The sequence below is a fragment of the Streptomyces sp. NPDC006687 genome, from assembly GCF_040636215.1.
In the GTDB taxonomy this organism is placed as follows: domain Bacteria; phylum Actinomycetota; class Actinomycetes; order Streptomycetales; family Streptomycetaceae; genus Streptomyces.
Genome location: NZ_JBEYJJ010000003.1, coordinates 116,459 through 133,261, shown reverse-complemented (window position 1 = coordinate 133,261; position 16,803 = coordinate 116,459). Strand labels below are relative to the sequence as shown.

At 75.2% G+C, this 16,803-nt stretch carries 14 protein-coding genes; 7 read left to right on the top strand and 7 right to left on the bottom strand.

Translation table 11 applies throughout. From position 1 onward, the window contains the following. Window positions 1–51 precede the first annotated feature (51 nt). On the top strand, window positions 52–2,505 hold the full coding sequence (locus ABZ716_RS05055; protein WP_358956603.1) for a right-handed parallel beta-helix repeat-containing protein: 2,454 nt from the start codon (window positions 52–54) through the stop codon (window positions 2,503–2,505). On the opposite strand, the gene ABZ716_RS05050 is transcribed toward ABZ716_RS05055, so the two are convergent. Continuing rightward, window positions 2,447–4,876 (bottom strand): hypothetical protein, encoded by a 2,430-nt coding sequence (locus ABZ716_RS05050; RefSeq protein WP_358811639.1) that lies wholly within the window; start codon window positions 4,874–4,876, stop codon window positions 2,447–2,449. The genes ABZ716_RS05055 and ABZ716_RS05050 overlap by 59 nt on opposite strands. Before the next feature lie 238 nt (window positions 4,877–5,114). On the opposite strand from ABZ716_RS05050, the gene ABZ716_RS05045 reads away from it, so the two are divergent. Then, the gene (locus ABZ716_RS05045; protein ID WP_358956600.1) at window positions 5,115–5,606 is read left to right on the top strand and encodes an SRPBCC family protein; all 492 of its coding nucleotides are present in this window, start codon (window positions 5,115–5,117) and stop codon (window positions 5,604–5,606) included. A gap of 24 nt (window positions 5,607–5,630) precedes the next feature. Here ABZ716_RS05045 and ABZ716_RS05040 read toward each other — a convergent pair whose 3' ends face one another. After that, window positions 5,631–6,833: a PLP-dependent cysteine synthase family protein gene (locus ABZ716_RS05040; protein ID WP_358956597.1), complete on the bottom strand. Its 1,203-nt coding sequence runs from the start codon at window positions 6,831–6,833 to the stop codon at window positions 5,631–5,633. A gap of 199 nt (window positions 6,834–7,032) precedes the next feature. Here ABZ716_RS05040 and ABZ716_RS05035 point away from each other — a divergent pair, with 199 nt between their 5' ends. Then, window positions 7,033–7,578, top strand: a complete 546-nt coding sequence (locus ABZ716_RS05035) for an ATP-binding protein (protein ID WP_358811642.1) — start codon at window positions 7,033–7,035, stop codon at window positions 7,576–7,578. 45 nt (window positions 7,579–7,623) lie between these two features. Here the strand turns inward: ABZ716_RS05035 and ABZ716_RS05030 are convergent, their stop codons facing one another. Together ABZ716_RS05030 and ABZ716_RS05025 are read right to left on the bottom strand one after the other, a co-directional pair. Then, window positions 7,624–8,895, bottom strand: coding sequence for an ROK family protein (locus ABZ716_RS05030; RefSeq protein ID WP_351883840.1), 1,272 nt, complete (start codon window positions 8,893–8,895; stop codon window positions 7,624–7,626). 41 nt (window positions 8,896–8,936) lie between these two features. Then, entirely contained in the window at window positions 8,937–9,596 is a 660-nt protein-coding gene (locus ABZ716_RS05025; RefSeq protein WP_358956593.1) for an alpha-ketoglutarate-dependent dioxygenase AlkB, read from the bottom strand. A gap of 38 nt (window positions 9,597–9,634) precedes the next feature. On the opposite strand from ABZ716_RS05025, the gene ABZ716_RS05020 reads away from it, so the two are divergent. Beyond that, window positions 9,635–10,378 carry a maleylpyruvate isomerase family mycothiol-dependent enzyme gene (locus tag ABZ716_RS05020; RefSeq protein ID WP_358956590.1) on the top strand — a complete coding sequence of 248 codons (744 nt, stop codon included), beginning with the start codon at window positions 9,635–9,637 and terminating at the stop codon, window positions 10,376–10,378. Between the two features lie 138 nt (window positions 10,379–10,516). Here ABZ716_RS05020 and ABZ716_RS05015 read toward each other — a convergent pair whose 3' ends face one another. Further along, window positions 10,517–11,215 carry a TetR/AcrR family transcriptional regulator gene (locus tag ABZ716_RS05015; protein ID WP_358956587.1) on the bottom strand — a complete coding sequence of 233 codons (699 nt, stop codon included), beginning with the start codon at window positions 11,213–11,215 and terminating at the stop codon, window positions 10,517–10,519. 161 nt (window positions 11,216–11,376) lie between these two features. Between ABZ716_RS05015 and ABZ716_RS05010 the strand changes: the two genes are divergently transcribed. Then, a complete protein-coding gene (locus ABZ716_RS05010) occupies window positions 11,377–11,835 on the top strand; it encodes a nitroreductase/quinone reductase family protein (protein ID WP_358956583.1) in 459 nt (152 codons plus the stop codon). Between the two features lie 78 nt (window positions 11,836–11,913). Here ABZ716_RS05010 and ABZ716_RS05005 read toward each other — a convergent pair whose 3' ends face one another. Further along, on the bottom strand, window positions 11,914–13,104 hold the full coding sequence (locus tag ABZ716_RS05005) for a geranylgeranyl reductase family protein (RefSeq protein WP_358811736.1): 1,191 nt from the start codon (window positions 13,102–13,104) through the stop codon (window positions 11,914–11,916). Window positions 13,105–13,382: 278 nt separating this feature from the next. Between ABZ716_RS05005 and ABZ716_RS05000 the strand changes: the two genes are divergently transcribed. Both ABZ716_RS05000 and ABZ716_RS04995 read left to right on the top strand, forming a co-directional pair. Further along, complete coding sequence (locus ABZ716_RS05000) at window positions 13,383–14,747, top strand: dipeptidase (RefSeq protein ID WP_358956580.1); 1,365 nt, start codon at window positions 13,383–13,385, stop codon at window positions 14,745–14,747. Between the two features lie 109 nt (window positions 14,748–14,856). Beyond that, window positions 14,857–15,558, top strand: a complete 702-nt coding sequence (locus ABZ716_RS04995; protein ID WP_358956577.1) for an MBL fold metallo-hydrolase — start codon at window positions 14,857–14,859, stop codon at window positions 15,556–15,558. 103 nt (window positions 15,559–15,661) lie between these two features. Here the strand turns inward: ABZ716_RS04995 and ABZ716_RS04990 are convergent, their stop codons facing one another. Next, the gene (locus ABZ716_RS04990; protein ID WP_358956575.1) at window positions 15,662–16,717 is read right to left on the bottom strand and encodes an NUDIX domain-containing protein; all 1,056 of its coding nucleotides are present in this window, start codon (window positions 16,715–16,717) and stop codon (window positions 15,662–15,664) included. Between the last annotated feature and the right edge of the window lie 86 nt (window positions 16,718–16,803).

Genomic DNA, 16,803 nt, shown 5'->3' with positions numbered 1-16,803 from the left:
GCTCCGGCACGGGCGGCGGCGCGAGTACGAGGGTGGGGGCGCGACAGCACGATGGCTCAGGGCACGGTCCAGGTGACGCACGGCGGGGCCTCGCGGTGGCGGCGGCGCTCCGGTGAGTACCCGACGCTGAGCGCGGCGCTCGCGGTGGCGGGCGACGGCGACGTGCTGTCCGTCGCCCCCGGTACCTACCGGGAGAACCTGGTGCTGTCTCATGCCGTGACCCTGCGCGGGCCGGAGGGAGCGGCGGCCGGTTCGGTGCGCATCGCCCCGCTGGACGGGGTCGCGCTCACGGTGCGCGCCTCGGCGGTGGTCCAGGACCTCTATCTGGAGGGAGCGGACCGGGCGGCGCCCGCGCTGCTCGTCGAGGAGGGGTCCCCCGAGTTCAGCGACCTGCGGGTGCACACCCGGTCGGCGTCCGGCATCGAGGTGCGCGGCGGGGCCCGTCCCCTGGTGCGCCGCTGCACGGTGGAGAACCCGGCCGGGGTGGGGATCGCCGTGCTGGACGGCGGGGGCGGGGTGTTCGAGGAGTGCGAGGTCGTCGCCGCGGGACAGGCGGGGTTCTCGGTGCGCGGCGGGCATCCCCGGCTGGAGCGCTGCCGGATCCACCACGCCGTCGGCGCGGGTATCGCGGTCACCGGCGAGGGCTCGGGTCTGGAGGCGCTGGGCTGCGAGGTGTACGAGATCAAGGGCAGCGGGGTGCAGGTCGCCGCGCGGGCCGCGGCCCGCCTCACGGACTGCTCGGTGCACCGCACCTCCGGCGACGGGGTCACCCTCGACACCGACGCCGTGCTGGCGCTCGCCGGCTGCGACATCCACGACATCCCGGAGAACGCGGTCGACCTGCGCTCCCGCTCCGTACTGACCCTCAGCCGCACGACGGTCCGCCGGTTCGGGCGCAACGGCCTGTCGGTGTGGGACCCGGGGACCAGGGTCGAGGCCGAGTCCTGCGAGATCCACGACAGCACGGGCGACTACCCGGCGGTGTGGATCAGCGACGGGGCCACCGCCTCCCTGGAGTCCTGCCGGCTGCATGACGTACCGGACGCCGTGTTCGTCCTGGACCGGGGTTCGCGCGCCGATGTGGTGGACAGCGATCTGGCGCAGGTGCGCAACACCGCCGTCTCCGTGAGCGACGGCGCGACCGCCCGGCTGGAGCAGTGCCGGATCCGGGAGGCGGGCACGGGGGCGTGGTTCCGCGACCACGGCAGCGGCGGCACCGTGAGCGACTGCACCGTGGACGGGGTGCAGACCGGGGTGATCGTCACCAAGGGCGCCGACCCCGCCCTGGAACGGGTGACGGTCGCCTCCCCCGCCGAGGCCGGGTTCTACGTGTCGGCGGGCGGCCGGGGCACCTTCACGGACTGCCGGGTGACGGACAGTTCCGGCTTCGGCTTCCACGTCCTCGACGGCTGCCGCAGCACGCTCACCGGCTGCCACACCGAGCGCTGCGCGCGCGGCGGCTACGAGTTCGCCGAGGACGGCCCGCTCGTCGAGGGGTGCACCGGAGATGGAACGGGGACCCGGCTGACCGCCGAGTCCGCCGCGGGCTCCGCACCCGCCGGGACCCGGCCGGGCGTCCGTACGGTGACGGCCGCGCAGACCCCGGTGGGACGGCCCGCCGAAGCCCCCGCGTCGGTACCGCCGGCCCGCCCCGGAGAGGCGGCGACCCCGGTCGGCCGCGGCGCGGGCGAGGTGCTGGGGCAGCTCGACGCGCTGGTGGGGCTGGAGAGCGTCAAGCGCGAGGTACGCGCCCTCACGGACATGATCGAGGTCGGGCGCATGCGGCAGCAGGCGGGCCTCAAGGCGGCCTCGGTGCGCCGGCACCTGGTCTTCACGGGCTCCCCGGGCACCGGCAAGACCACCGTCGCCCGGCTGTACGGGGAGATCCTCGCCTCCCTGGGCGTGCTGGAGCGCGGCCACCTGGTGGAGGTGTCCCGGGTGGACCTGGTCGGGGAGCACATCGGATCCACCGCCCTCCGCACCCAGGAGGCGTTCGAACGGGCGCGCGGCGGGGTGCTGTTCATCGACGAGGCGTACGCGCTGGCGCCGGAGGACTCGGGCCGCGACTTCGGGCGCGAGGCGATCGACACGCTGGTGAAGCTGATGGAGGACCACCGGGACGCCGTGGTGGTGATCGTCGCCGGGTACACGGCGGAGATGGAGCGGTTCCTGAGGGTCAACCCGGGGGTGGCCTCGCGGTTCTCACGGACCATCACCTTCGGTGACTACGGGCCGCAGGAGCTGCTGCGGATCGTGGAACAGCAGGCCGAGGAGCACGAGTACCGGCTGGCGGAGGGGACCGGGGAGGCGCTGCTGCGGTACTTCACGGAGCTGCCCAAGGGCCCGGCCTTCGGCAACGGCCGGACCGCGCGCCAGACCTTCGAGTCGATGGTGGAGCGCCATGCGAGCCGGGTGGCCCAGCTGGCCGAGGCCGGCACGGACGAGCTCACCCTGCTGTTCCCGGCGGACCTGCCGGCCCTGCCGGCTCTTCCGGCGTCCTGCTGATCCGCTGGGCGGGCAGCCCCGCGTCCTGCCGCCCGCCGGTGCCGTCGGGCCGGGGGGCGGTCGCCAGGCGGGCGAGGAGCGCGTCGCGTTCGGCGGTGAAGGCCGGGTCCGCCTGGTAGTCGCCGTGCCGGAGGATCGGCGCGGGCAGCGGGTGCAGGGCGTCGCGCCCGTAGGCGACCGGGTCGGCCAGCGGGCCCCGGTCCACGGGGCCGTCCGTGCCCGCGCCGGCGCCGACGGGACCGCCGATGGGGTCGGTGGCCCGCCACAGGTTGCGCCAGCAGTCGAGGTCGCGGTGGAGGGCGGCGAGCGCGCCGGGGCCGAAGTAGGCGGGGAACCAGCGGCCGTAGAGCCGGGCCAGCGGTGATCCGTACGTGAGCAGGGCCACGCGCCGCCGGGCCGCGGGCGGCAGCTGCCAGACCGCGGCCGCCGCGAGCACGCTGCCCTGGGAGTGCCCGGAGATGACGAGCCGGCCGCCGGTCCGGGCGGTCCAGCCGGTCATCCGCCAGGTCAGGTCCGGCACGGCCCGTTCGGCGTAGCAGGGCGGGGCGAAGGGGTGGGCGGCGCGCGGCCAGAAAGTGCCGACGTCCCAGAGGATGCCGACGGTGCGGCGGGAGGCGGGGTCCCGGTAGGCGCGGCGGCCCAGGGCGACGAAGGCGGCCATGCCGAAGCCGATGAGCCAGGACCCGCTGTCCTGGGCGGCCCGGGCGGCGGCCGCCAGCAGCGGGTGCGCTCCGCGGGCCGCCTCGGCCGGGACCCGGCCGCTCGCCCAGGCCCCGGCGAGGGCCGCCGCGCCGAGCACCAGGGTGACCACGCAGACGGCGCCCACGAACCACGGCGCGGTGTCGGTCAGCGCGGCCGCTGCCCGCGCCCCGGCGATACGCCGGCTGCGGTCGGGGTCGGGCACGGCCCCCGGGTACTCGGCGGCGACGGTGGCGGCCACCCCGCGCCGTATCACGACGGCCCGGATCCCGGCCACGACGGCGACCAGCGCCAGCGCGAGCAGCAGCGGCGGGAGGACCGCGGCCTGCCAGGACAGCAGGACGGGCGGCCCGGGCAGCGGGGCTCCGGGCGTACCGGGGGTGGCGGCCCCGTCGAGCCAGTCGGCCATGCGCTGGGCGAGCCCGCCGGTCAGGACACCGCCGAGGGCGCAGCCGAGCAGGGCGGCGGCCGGCCCGCCCAGCCCGCCGAGGGCGGCCCCCGGGACCGGCGTCCGGCGGTGCAGGCGGCGGGCGACGAGGGCCAGGGCGAGGACGCAGCCGCCCTGGCCGAGCATCAGCGCCCCGAACGCGACGTCGCCGGGGAGCCGGCCCGCCGAGGTCCACCCGGGCCGGGACCAGCCGGCGTAGAGCAGGACGGCGGCCAGCAGCGCGAGGGCGCCGGACGGCAGCAGGGTGACGGCGGCGCGGTCGAGCCGGTGGTCGGGCCGGGCCTCGGAACGGCCGCGCCGGCACACCACCCACAGCACCGTCACCGCCCCCGCCGCCAGCAGCGCCTGCACCGCCCAGCCGGCGAGGAGCAGCCCGGCGGGGGTGGTGGCGGAGCCGAGGTCCTCACGCAGTGCGGGGAGGGCGACGGCGAGGGCCGCCGTGAGGAACCCCGCGGCGGTGTGGGCGGCCCGCAGCCGGGCCACGATCCGCCGCCCGTACCAGAAGCCGGGCCGGCCGAGCGGGGCGTCACCGCTGCCGGGGGCCGGGACCGAGCCGGCGCCGGAGGGCGGGGGCTGGGACTCGTAAGCGCTCCAGGTCCGGGCCGACAGGAACCAGAGCAGTCCGGTGAGCGCCACCGGGACGAGCGCCCCGAGCGCGAGGCGACGGCCCGGCTGGGCCCACCAGCTGCCGGGGCCCGGGAAGGCCGCCCGGCCGGCGCAGGGGCCCGCCCCCGCGCACTGCCAGGCGAGGAGGTCGAGCGCCACCTCGCAGGCGGCGGCGACGAGCAGCACGGTGAGACTGAGGGCGAGCAGCCGTACGAGGAGCCCGTACGCGCGCACCGCCGGCGGCGGCGGCCCCGCCGGGGCGGTGGCGGGCCGGGCCCAGTGGGCGAGGTTGGCGACCATGAAGGGCAGGAGCAGCAGCCACAGGGCGCGGGCACCGTTGCCGGAGGTGAGCCGGGACCAGCAGTACGCCTCGGGGACGGGCCGCCCGGCGTAGCGCTCGGGGTGGGCCTCCGCGTCGGCGTCCTCGGCGCGGCGGAACACGGCGGCGGTGGAGTCACCGGTCACCCGGACGGGATGCGGATCGCGGAGCAGCTCACCGGGACCGGCTCCGGCGACCCCGTGCACGAGGAGTTCGAGGGCGAGCGGGGGCGCCGACGGCTGCGTCGGGGCCCCGTCCGGCGGGACGGCGTCGGGTGCGGGGACGGCGGGCTGCGGCATGGGGGGCCTCCGCGGGGAGGGCGGGATCGGAGCCCGCGCGCCGAGGGCGGTCCGGGCCGCTTCCAGCATCCCGCGCCGAGAAGCCGCTGCCCAGGCCCCGTTAGCGTGAAGCCGCTCCTTCGCGGCCGTTTCCCCTTGAGCCGCACAACGACAGCCCCGCCAGGGACATCTGACGCATCGCCAGCTAGAGTGCGGGCGCCGGCGCTCCTGCCGGCGCCACACCTCCGGGGGTAGCTCCATGACCAGACGACTCCGCCCCGTGGGGCTGGACTTCCTCGACCGGGCCCCGACGCGGCTGGTCTTCACGGCCAGGGCGGCGGCCCCGCCCGAGCAGCTGTACCGGGCGCTCGCGGAGGAGGTGACCGGCTGGCCGGCCTGGTTCCGTGCGGTGTCGCTGGCCCGGCCCACCGGGGGCGGCGCCGGGCGGGAGATCAGGCTGCGGGGCGGGGTCCGGTTCCAGGAGACGATCGTGGCGGCGGAGTCCGGGCGGCGCTACGCCTACCGGGTCGACCAGACCAACGCGCCCGGCCTGCAAGCCCTGTTGGAGGAGTGGCGGCTGGTCCCCGCACCCCGCTCCCCCGGCACCCTCGTCCGGTGGACCTTCGCCGCCGACGGCCCGGCGCCCCTGCGCCTGGCCCTGGCCGCCGCCCGCCCGGGGCTCGGCCACGCCTTCCGTACGGCGGTCCGCACCCTCGACACCCGGCTGGCGGCGGCCCCCGGCCGCCGCTGACCCGGCACGGGCCGCGGACGGGCCTCAGACCGCCTGGGGTTCGCGCCAGTCGCCGGTCTCCAGCAGGGTCCGGATCGTCTTCGCGTAGGGCTCGATGTCCAGGCCCTGCGCCGCCAGCCACTCGTCGGAGTAGTACTTGTCGAGGTAGCGGTCGCCCGGGTCGCACAGCAGGGTCACGACGCTGCCCTTGCGGCCCTCCGCCACCATCTCGGAGACGATCTTCAGGGCGCTCCACAGCCCGGTGCCCGTGGAGCCGCCGGCCTTGCGCCCTATGGCCTGTTCGAGGGCGCGGCAGGCGGCGACGCTCGCCGCGTCCGGGACCTTCATCATGCGGTCGATGGCCCCCGGCACGAAGCTCGGCTCCATGCGGGGCCGGCCGATGCCCTCGATGCGGGAGCCGCAGTCGCTGCTGGCGTGCGGGTCGTGGTGCGTCCAGCCGTCGAAGAAACAGGAGTTCTCCGGGTCCGGGACACAGATGCGGGTGTCGTGCTGCATGTAGTGGACGTAGCGGGCGATGGTGGCGGAGGTGCCGCCGGTGCCGGCGGTGGCCACGATCCACGCGGGCTCGGGGTAGCGCTCCAGGCGCAGCTGCTGGTACATCGACTCGGCGATGTTGTTGTTGCCGCGCCAGTCGGTGGCCCGCTCCGCGTACGTGAACTGGTCCATGTAGTGGCCGCCGGTGCGGGCGGCGAGGTCGGCGGACTCCTCGTACATCTTCATGGAGTCGTCGACGAAGTGGCATTCGCCGCCGTGGAATTCGATGAGCCGGCACTTCTCCGGGCTGGTGGTGCGGGGCATGACGGCGATGAAGGGGACGCCGATCAGCTTGGCGAAGTACGCCTCGGAGACGGCGGTCGAGCCGCTGGACGCCTCGATGACGGGGCGCCCGGGGCGGATCCAGCCGTTGCACAGCGCGTACAGGAACAGGGAGCGGGCGAGGCGGTGCTTCAGGGAGCCGGTCGGGTGCGTGGACTCGTCCTTGAGGTAGAGGTCGATGCCCCATGCCTCGGGGAGCGGGAAGCGCAGCAGGTGGGTGTCGGCGCTGCGGTTGGCGTCCGCCTGGACCTTGCGCACGGCTTCCTTGAGCCAGGCGCGGTACTCGGCGTCGCTGCGGTCGACGTCGACGGTGGTCGTCACCGCGGTCGCCGCCGCGCTCGCCGCCTCGGTCGTCACCGTGCTCGCGGCCGTGTTCGAGGCCGTCGTACCGGTGGTGCCGGTGGTGCTCATGCGCCTTGCTCCTTTGTCGGTTCCTGCGCCCCCTCCTTTCGAAATGTACCCCCCTCACCTGCGCAAACGGTCACTTTGGGTTTCTATGCGGATCGCTTTCGGTCGCGTTCGGTTGCAAGCGGCGCGACGGTGGGTGACCCTTGGGAGTGCGTCACCGAGGGTGCAGCACCCGTAACACTGATGTCGGGGAGTCGCAGCCGTGATCACACATTCCCGCAGGCACTGCGTCGTGGAACTGCAGGCCCACCCCGCGCGGATCGGACAGGTCCGCAGGATCGTCTCCGCCCAACTGCGCCACTGGCAGCTCGACCCACTGATAGACCGGGCCGCGCTCGGCGTGACGGAGCTGCTCAGCAACGTCCACCGCCACGCGCGGCCCGACAAGGTCTGCAGGGTCGAGATCGAGCTCCGCCTCGGGCGGCTCACGGTCTCCGTCCATGACAGCGATCCGCGGCTCCCCGTCGTGCGCGAGGCAGGCGGTCTGGAGACCTGCGGCCGCGGGCTGGCGCTCGTGGAGGCGGTCAGCGAGGCATGGGGGGCACGCCATCAGCCGGACGGCACCGGCAAGGTGGTCTGGTTCTCCCTGCGGGCCGCCCCCGCGCCGGCGGCTCCGGCGCACACGGTCCGTATCGATGTGAAGATGCCCGTACGAGAACCCGCCCGGGCGGTGATCGGCGCCGTGGACGCGCAGCCCGTCGGAACGGCCGTGCCGGCGTCGGTGTCGGTCGGCACCGGGCCCGGCTGACGCACCCCGGGCCACCCCCGCCCCACCGGGACGGCCCGGCGCGGCTCAGACCGCCGCGCCCAGCGTCCCCAGCGGATCGTCCAGCACCGGCTGCCAGGCCAGCTCCGCCGCCCCGACCAGGCTGTTGTGGTCGAGGGTGCACGGCAGGATCGGCACTCCCCCGCTGCGCCCCCACAGACTGCGGTCCGCCACCACGGCGCGCAGCCGCTCCGGGTCGGCGTGCAGCAGCTCGCGGTGGAGCCCGCCGAGGATGATCCGGTCCGGGTTGAGGATGTTGACCAGCCCCGCCAGGCCCAGCCCGAGCCGGTCGATGAGCTCCTCGGCGGCCGCCCGTACGGAGGGCTGCGCGTACTCGGTACGCAGCAGGTCACGGGCCTGCTGGAGCAGCGACACCTCGGGGCCGGGCGTACGGCCGGCCGCGGTCAGGAAGGCCAGCGGGTCGGCCTCCACGTCCAGGCAGCCCCGGCTGCCGCAGTGGCAGGGGCGTCCCTCGGGGTTGACGGTGAGGTGGCCGACCTCCAGGGCCAGGCCGGAGCTGCCGCTGTGCAGCCGGCCGTCCAGCACGAGCGCGCCGCCGACGCCCCGGTGCCCGGTGGCCACGCACAGCAGGTGCTGGGCGCTGCGGCCGGCGCCGTGGCGGTGTTCGGCGAGCGCGGCGAGGTTGACGTCGTTGCCGGTCAGGGCCGGTCCGTCAATCCCGGCCGCCTTGACGCACTCGGCGAAGACGGCCCGTACGGGAGAACCGGCCGGCCAGGCCAGGTGCAGCGGGTTGAGGGCCGTTCCCTCGGGCTCGGCGACCGCCGAGGGCACCGCGAGGCCCGCGCCGACGCAGCGCCGCCCCGTCGCGGCGAGCAGTTCGGCGCCCGCCGCGACGACCGCGCCGAGCACCTGGGCCGGGTCGGCGGAGACGGTGACCTTGCCGGGCGCGGTGGCCACGATCCGCCCGCCGAGGCCGACGAGCGCGGCCCGGAACCCGTCCGAGTGCACCTGGGCGGCCAGCGCCACGGGCCCGTTCTCCTCGATGGCGAGCCGGTGCGAGGGGCGCCCCTGGGCACCGCCCGCGCCGCCCGGGCGGGAGTCGACGCGGATCAGGCCGAGGGCCTCCAGCTCGGCGGCGACGGCTCCGGCGGTGGCACGGGTGACGCCGAGCTCGGCGGTCAGGACCGCGCGGGTGGGGGCCCGTCCGGTGTGGACCAGCTCCAGGGCCGGACCCAGCGCGCTGCGGCCCCGTTCCAGCTTGCTCTTGGTGGACGCCGTGGACGCCGTCGACGCCGTGTTCCCGTCCCCCACCCTCGGCGGGGCGCCGTTGCCGTTCATGGAGGGATCCTCGCATGATCGGGCGGCCGGGACCGCAGCGGCTACGCCCGGCCCAGGCCGCCGACCCGCAGGGTGACGTTGAGCCGCCCGGTCAGCCCCAGTCCGGGCGGGGCGGTGCCGGGCAGGACCTTGGGGACCCCGTGGTAGGCGAGCCTGCTGGGGCCGCCGAAGACGAACAGGTCGCCGCTGCGCAGCTCGACGTCCCGGTAGGGGCGCCCGCGGGAGGCGGTGTTCCCGAAGCGGAAGAGGCAGGAGTCGCCCAGGCTGAGCGAGACGACGGGGGCGGGCGAGCGCTCCTCGGCGTCGCGGTGCATGCCCATGCGCGAGTCACCGCCGTAGAAGTTGACGAGGGCGATGTCGTACGCCTCGGCGTCCGGCGGGGGCGTGCCGTAGGCGTCGGTGACGGCCCGCCGCCCGAGCTCGGCGAGCCAGGCGGGCATCGGCTTGACGGGGGCGCCGTCCCCGTCGACCGCGGTGGACGCGTAGCCGTACGGGTACCAGTGCAGCCCGAGGCACACCTGCCGTGCGGTCATCGTCCCGCCGCCGGGGGTGCGGACGGTCCGCAGTCCGGCGGGCGGGCGGGCCCAGGTGCGGCAGGCGTCGAGGAGCTCGCGCTGGCGCCGCGGCCCGAGCCAGCCGGGCAGGTGCACCGCGCCGGGCGCTACCTCGGTCCGCTCGCGCGGGAAGAGTTCACCGTCCACGCCTTCCATTGTCGGAGGCTGCTGGCACACTCGGGGCCATGAAGATCACCGAGTACGTGGAGACGCTCGCGCGGGAAGGCGAGCTGCTGGCCGACGAGGCCGAACGGGCGGGCACCGAGGCCCTGGTGCCCACGTGTCCCGAGTGGCGGGTGACCGATCTGCTGCGCCACACCGGGGCGGTGCACCGCTGGGCGGCGGGCTACGTGAGGGACGGCCTCCTGGAGCCGGCGCCGTTCCCGCCGGCCCCGGAGCTCGCGGGGGCGGAGCTGCTGGCCTGGTTCCGCGAGGGGCACGCCGAGCTGGTGCGCGTCCTGGAGGCGTCCCCCGAGGAGCTGCGCTGCTGGACCTTCCTGCCGACGGCCCCGCCGTCGCCGCTGGCGTTCTGGGCCCGGCGCCAGGCGCACGAGACCGCCGTGCACCGCTTCGACGCCCAGGCGGCGCGGGGCCTGGCCTTCTCGGAGGTGACCCCGGAGTTCGCGGAGGACGGGGTGGACGAACTCCTGACCGGCTTCCACGCCCGCCCGCGCAGCCGGGTGCGGACCGAGGAGCCGAAGGTGATACGGGTCCGGGCGGCGGACACGGGCGCGGTCTGGACGGTCCACCTGTCGAAGGAACCGGCCCGCGCGGTCCGCGGCGACACGGACACCTTGGCGGACTGCACCCTCACCGCCGAAGCCTCCTGGCTGTACGCGGCCCTGTGGAACCGGCTCCCCCTGGCCGGCCCGGGGGTGACCGGCGACACGACACTGGCCCGGCTGTGGCAGGAGACGGCGGGCATCTGAGGGCGCCCGGACCGGCACCGTCCCCGCCCGGAGGCAGGGCCCGTCCGGGGCGCGCACGCCGCGCTCCCGGGGAGCGGGCACTGCCGGACGCCGGCTGGCGGGCCGGGGCCGGGGCCCGGCCGGATCCGGGCGCGGGGGTCAGAGAGCGGGGAGGCCGACGGCGTGGGCGAGTTGGGTGGTGGCGTGGGTGAAGAACGCTTCGCGTTCCTCGACGACCCGGTTGAACTGGCCGAACAGCTCGAAGGAGACCAGTCCGGACAGCTGCGCCCAGGCGGCGACGAGGGCCGCGGTGACCTCCGGCGGGAGGCCGGGAGCGAAGTCGGCCGTCATGCGGGCGGCCTCGTCCCGTAGTTCCGGGGGCAGGGGCGGCAGGGACAGGCCGCGGCCTTCGTGTGCGGAGCGGACGATGCCGAGGAGGACGCCGGCCACGCGGGAGGCGGGGCCGATGGTGTCCTGGGGGGCGCTGTAGCCGGGGACGGGGGAGCCGTAGATGAGGGCGTACTCGTGAGGGTGGGCGAGCGCCCAGGAGCGGAAGGCCGCGCAGACGGCGGTCCAGCGGTCGCGGGGCGGGGCGCCGGCGGCGAGGGCGGCCGCCGCGGCGGCTTCGGCGGCGGCGCCGACGCTGTCGTACGCGTCGATGATCAGCGCGGTGAGCAGCTCGTCGCGGCTCGGAAAGTAGCGGTAGAGCGCGGAGGAGGCCATGCCGAGTTCGCGGGCGACCGCGCGCAGCGACAGTTTGGCGGCGCCCTCCTCGGCGAGCCTGCGGCGCGCCTCGTCCTTGATGGCGGCGGTGACCTCGATACGGGCCCGTTCCCTGACCCCGCGCACGGTACTCATGCGGATCAGTGTGGCATACATGCGGAGCGGTGCACACCGATGTGAGCGGTGCTCGATTTCGAGAGCACCGCTCTTGTTTTAGAGCGCCGATCCGGGCACACTGTTCTCAAGCGAGAGCAGTGCTCTCGAAATCGCAGTCCGCCCGTGCCCCGGAGGCCCTCGTGAACGCGTCCACCCCGCACTACGTCAAGGCCGGCCCGCTCGAAACCCGCTTCAACGCGCTCTTCGGCAAGCTCGCCCGCCTCGGCATCAGCCTGGCCGGCACCGCGGAGCTGTCGGTGCGCGGCCGAAACTCCGGCACCATGCAGCGCATCCCGGTCAACCCGCACACCTTCGAGGGCTCCCAGTACCTGGTCTCGGCCCGCGGTCACTCCCAGTGGGTCCGCAACATGCGCGCGGCGGGCGGCGGCGAGCTGCGGCTCGGCCGCAAGGTCCGTCCCTTCACCGCCACGGAACTCACCGACCCGGCCGAGAAGGCGGCCGTGCTGCGCGCCTACCTGGAGAAGTGGGGCTGGGAGGTCAACCGGTTCTTCCAGGGCGTCACGGCGCGGTCCACGGACGCCGAGCTGCAGGCCGCCGCCGGGGACCACCCGGTCTTCCGCATCGCGGTGACCGGCTGATCCCCGCCCCCCGCCGGAGGCGGCCCGGCGGACGGCCACCCGCCCGACAGTCACCCGCCCGGCGGCAGCCCGCAGCCCTCAGGCGCGCCCGCTGCGCGCCAGGCGGGCGTCCAGCAGGTGCAGCGCCCTGCGCGCCAGCGGGTGCCGGCGGACCAGGTCGGCCAGGTCCGTCGAGCCGCGGGTGATCCCCGCGAAGGCGTTCCAGGCGGGCCGCAGCCCCGTCAGCACACCGTGCATCAGCCCCGGGCGGGACTCGAAGAGGGTCAGCATCCGCTTGCCGACGCTCATCTCCACGCCGAGCCCGGCCTTGACCGCGAAGGCGTAGTTCAGCGCCTGGCGCCGCGCGTCCACCGCGTCCTGCGCCTCGGCGATCTTCGCGGCCCACTCCCCCGCGAGCCGCCCGGAGCGCAGCGCGAAGGAGATGCCCTCACGGGTCCACGGCTCCAGCAGCCCGGCGGCGTCTCCCGCCACCAGCACCCGGCCGCGCGACAGCGGCGACTCCGGCGTGCGACAGCGCGTCAGGTGCCCGGAGGAGACGGCCGGTTCGAAACCGGCCAGGCCCAGGCGCGCGATGAAGTCGTCCAGGTACCGCTTGGTGGCCGCGCCCTCACCCTTCGCCGAGATGACCCCGACGGTCAGCGTGTCCCCCTTGGGGAAGACCCAGCCGTAGCTGCCCGGCAGCGGACCCCAGTCGATCAGGATCCGTCCCTTCCAGTCCTCGGCAACGGTCGCCGGTACCGGAATCTCCGCCTCCAGTCCGAGGTCGACCTGGTCCATCTCCACCCCGACGTGGGCGCCGATGCGGCTGGCGCTGCCGTCCGCGCCGACCACGGCCCGGGCCAGTACGGTCTCCCCGTCCGCCAGCACCACGGCGACCGTACGCCGGTCGGGCACCGAGGCGCCGTGCTGCTCGACCCGGCTCACGGCCGTCCCCGTACGGAGCGTCGCGCCGGCCTTCTCGGCCTCCGCGACCAGCGCCGCGTCGAACTCGGGCCGGTTGATGAGCCCGAACAGCATGCGCTTCGAGCGCCGGGTGCGGGCCAGCTTCCCGTCCAGGGAGAAGGTGACCGCATGGACCCGGTCCTTGAACGGCAGCACGAACCCCGGCGGCAGCGCGTCGCGCGAGGGTCCGATGATGCCGCCGCCACAGGTCTTGTACCGGGGCAGTACGGCCTTCTCCAGCAGCAGGACGCGCCGCCCCGCGCTCGCCGCCGCGTACGCGGCCATCGCCCCGGCCGGCCCCGCGCCGACCACGACGACGTCCCACACCTCGCCGGCCGCCTCGGCCGCCTCCTCGCCCGCCTCCCCGGCCCGCGCCCCCGCCTGGGGCTCGGGCCCGGCCTCCTGCTCCGCTTCCCTGCCGGATCCGCCGTCGATGCTGTCGTCGCTGGTCACGATGGGCTGCTACTCCTGATCACACGTTGCTCCGATGCCGTGAAGATCCTACGGCGAGAGTCCCGCTCGCCCTGCTGTGCGAGGATCGGGCGGACCCCGCCGTCACCCCGGCATACACCGTGCACAACGTCGCACCCAAGAGGAGCGTGCCCATGTCGCAGAATCCGATCGCCGAGACCGTCGCCTCGCTGATGCCCCGCGCGAAGGCGGAGCTGGCCGAGCTGGTGGCGTTCCAGTCGGTCGCGGACTGGGCGCAGTTCCCCAGGAGCGAGAGCGAGGGCGCGGCGAACCGGGTCGCCGAGGCGCTGCGTGCCGAGGGCTTCCAGGACGTGGCCCTGCTCGACACCCCCGACGGCACGCAGTCGGTGTACGGCTTCCTGCCGGGCCCCGAGGGAGCCCCGACCGTTCTGCTGTACGCGCACTACGACGTGCAGCCGCCGCTGGACGACGCCGCCTGGATCTCCCCGGCCTTCGAGCTGACCGAGCGCGACGGCCGCTGGTACGGGCGCGGCGCCGCCGACTGCAAGGGCGGGTTCATCATGCACCTGCTGGCGCTGCGCGCGCTGAAGGCGAACGGCGGGGTGCCGGTCTCCGTGAAGGTGATCGTGGAGGGCTCCGAGGAGCAGGGCACGGGCGGCCTCCAGCAGTACGCCGAGGCACACCCCGCGCTGCTGGCGGCCGACACCATCGTGATCGGCGACGCGGGCAACTTCCGCCTGGGCCTGCCGACGGTGACGGCGACCCTGCGCGGAATGACCCTGGTCAAGGTCAGGATCGACACGCTGGGCGGGAACCTGCACTCGGGGATGTTCGGCGGCGCCGCCCCCGACGCGCTGGCCGCGCTGATCCGTCTGCTGGACTCCCTGCGCTCCGAGGACGGCTCGACCACGGTCGACGGCCTGGCCTCGGACGCGGTCTGGGAGGGCCTGCAGTACCCGGAGGCGGACTTCCGCGCCGACGCGAAGGTGCTGGACGGGGTCGAGCTGATCGGTGAGGGCACCATCGCGGACCGGCTGTGGGCCCGTCCCGCCGTCACCGTGCTCGGCATCGACTGCCCGCCGGTGGTCGGCGCGACCCCGTCGGTGCACGCGAGCGCCGGCGCGCTGATCAGCCTGCGCGTGCCGCCGGGCGTGGACACCTCCGAGGCGATCAAGCTGCTGGAGGCGCACCTGACCGCGCACACGCCCTGGAAGGCGAAGCTGGAGCTGGAGGTCGTGGGCCAGGGCCAGCCCTTCCAGGCGGACACGAGCAGCCCGGCGTACGCCTCGATGGCGGCGGCCCTGCGGGAGGCATACGACGGCCAGGAGATGCAGATCAGCGGTATGGGCGGCTCGATTCCGCTGTGCAACACCCTGACCTCGCTCTACCCGCAGGCGGAGATGCTGCTGATCGGCCTGAGCGAGCCCGAGGCGCAGATCCACGCGGTGAACGAGAGCGTGTCCCCGGAGGAGCTGGAGCGGCTCTCGGTGGCCGAGGCCCTGTTCCTGGTGAACTACGCGGCCTCCAAGCAGGTCTGAGCCGTAGCCGGCTGCCGCCTGTACGCCCAGGGCGCAGTGCGCCCTGGGCGTACTGCGCTTCCGGCGAAGTCCCCTGCCCGGGAGGGGCCTTCGTGCCTACGGTCACCGTATGGATCTTGTCGAAGTACTTCCCGGCCGGCTGCACATGCTGCGCTTCCCCATCGGTCAGTCCTACCTCTGGCAGGACGGGGAGGCCCTGACCCTGGTCGACTCCGGCCCGGCCGGCGCCGCCGACGCGATCGAGGCGGCGATACGCTCGCTCGGGCTCGCCCCGGAGCGGCTGGAGCGGATCGTCCTGACCCACTGCCACCGCGACCACGTGGGCTCCGCCGGTGAACTCGCCGCCCGCTGGGGGGCGCAGGTGCTGGCCCACCGGCTGGACGCCCCGGTGGTGCGGGGCGAGCGGCCGGTGCCGGAACCGGTGCTGCTGGAGTGGGAGATCCCGCTCTACGCCCATGGCCTGACGGTCCCCGAGGCTCCGCCGGTCCCCGTCGACCGGGAGCTGGAGGACGGCGAGGTGCTGCCCTTCGGCGGCGGGGCGGTGGTGGTCCACTCCCCCGGGCACACGCCGGGCAGTATCGGCGTCCATCTCCCGGAGCACGGCGTGCTGTTCACCGGGGACTGTGTGGCGGGGGTGGGCCGGGTGATGCTGGGCGTGTTCAACACCGACCGCGCCCAGGCCATCGCCTCCTTCCGCCGCCTGGCCGCTCTGGCACCGTCCGTGGCCTGCTTCGGCCACGGCGACCCCTGGACGAAGGACACCGCCGAGGCCCTCGGCACCGCTGCGGCCGCCTGCGCGTCCCAGGGCTGACCCGCCGGCGGCCCCGGACCTCACGGGCGCGGGGGCTGGGGGCCACGACGTCGTGCCTGCGGCTCACGGCGTGGGACTGGGGTCACGGCGCAGGGTCTGCGGCTCACGGCGTAGGGCGGCCCGCCTCCAGGTACAGGGGGCGGCCCCGCTCGCGGGCGCGCAGGGCCCAGCGGAGCCGTTCGTAGCGCTGCGGCGGCAGGAGGTGCGCGGCCTCCCGCTCAGTGACGAAGCGCCAGGCCCGCAGTTCGGGGCCGGGCAGCCGCAGCCGTCCGATCTCCGGCTCCGCCAGCCGGCCCCCGTCGAACAGCAGCCGCAGTCCCCCGTAGCCCGGGGGCCGGGGCGGCTCCCAGTCGACCACCAGCAGCCCGGGCAGCCGCTCCAGCGTCAGCCCCACCTCCTCCGCGACCTCCCGTACGCCGGCCCGCGCCGGTGCCTCGCCCGGCTCGACGACCCCGCCCGGGAACTCCCAGCCCGGCTTGTACGTCGGATCCACCAGCAGTACCCGGTCCTCGTCGTCGAACAGCAGCACGCCCGCCGCCACCGTCTCCCGCGTCGGCTCCGGGGTCTGCACGATGTCGCAGACCGGGGCCGCGTCCGTGCGTACGGCTTCGGCGATCCGCTCCGCCGTCTCCCGTACGCTCAGGGCGCTGTTGTCGATGACGTGCGCGTCGGCCGTCAGCCAGCCCAGCGCCTGCTGATAGGCGGGGATGTGGTCGTAGGCCCACTGCCGCACCCGTACGTCCACGTCCGCGGGGGCCCCCGGCTCCTCGCGGGAGGCGATCCGCTCGCGAAGGATCGTTTCCGCCGGGGCGAGCAGCACATGCCGGACCGGGATCCGCCGCGCCGCCAGGGCGCCGAAGATCTCGTCCCGGTACTCCTGCCGCAGCAGGGCCATCGGCACCACCAGCACCCCGCCCACCTCCGAGAGCATCGCGGCGGCGGTCTCGGCCACCAGACGCCGCCAGCTCGGCAGGTCCTGGTAGTCGGAAACCTCCGCGAGGCGTTTGCCCGGTAGGAGTTGGCGCAGCACGTCGCCGATGAGCTCCGGGTCGTACAGGGTGCTCTCCGGGAGGATTCCGGTCAGTTCGCGGGCCGTGCTGGTCTTCCCGGCGCCGAATGTGCCGTTGATCCAGACAATCACGTCTCCACCTCTCCCCATGGCTCGTCCGGAGCCCCCAGTGGCTTGCCCGCATCACCCTGCCACGGAAACCCGCGCCGTCGGCCCAGTCCTTATCCTCAAGGTCA

Coding starts and splice junctions, on each gene's coding strand:
- ABZ716_RS05020 (WP_358956590.1), top strand. CDS start 9,635: ATGAAGATCACCGAGTACGTGGAGACGCTCGCGCGGGAAGGCGAGCTG.
- ABZ716_RS05015 (WP_358956587.1), bottom strand. CDS start 11,215: ATGAGTACCGTGCGCGGGGTCAGGGAACGGGCCCGTATCGAGGTCACC.
- ABZ716_RS04990 (WP_358956575.1), bottom strand. CDS start 16,717: ATGGGGAGAGGTGGAGACGTGATTGTCTGGATCAACGGCACATTCGGC.
- ABZ716_RS05045 (WP_358956600.1), top strand. CDS start 5,115: ATGACCAGACGACTCCGCCCCGTGGGGCTGGACTTCCTCGACCGGGCC.
- ABZ716_RS05055 (WP_358956603.1), top strand. CDS start 52: ATGGCTCAGGGCACGGTCCAGGTGACGCACGGCGGGGCCTCGCGGTGG.
- ABZ716_RS05040 (WP_358956597.1), bottom strand. CDS start 6,833: ATGAGCACCACCGGCACCACCGGTACGACGGCCTCGAACACGGCCGCG.
- ABZ716_RS04995 (WP_358956577.1), top strand. CDS start 14,857: ATGGATCTTGTCGAAGTACTTCCCGGCCGGCTGCACATGCTGCGCTTC.
- ABZ716_RS05030 (WP_351883840.1), bottom strand. CDS start 8,895: ATGAACGGCAACGGCGCCCCGCCGAGGGTGGGGGACGGGAACACGGCG.
- ABZ716_RS05050 (WP_358811639.1), bottom strand. CDS start 4,876: ATGCCGCAGCCCGCCGTCCCCGCACCCGACGCCGTCCCGCCGGACGGG.
- ABZ716_RS05000 (WP_358956580.1), top strand. CDS start 13,383: ATGTCGCAGAATCCGATCGCCGAGACCGTCGCCTCGCTGATGCCCCGC.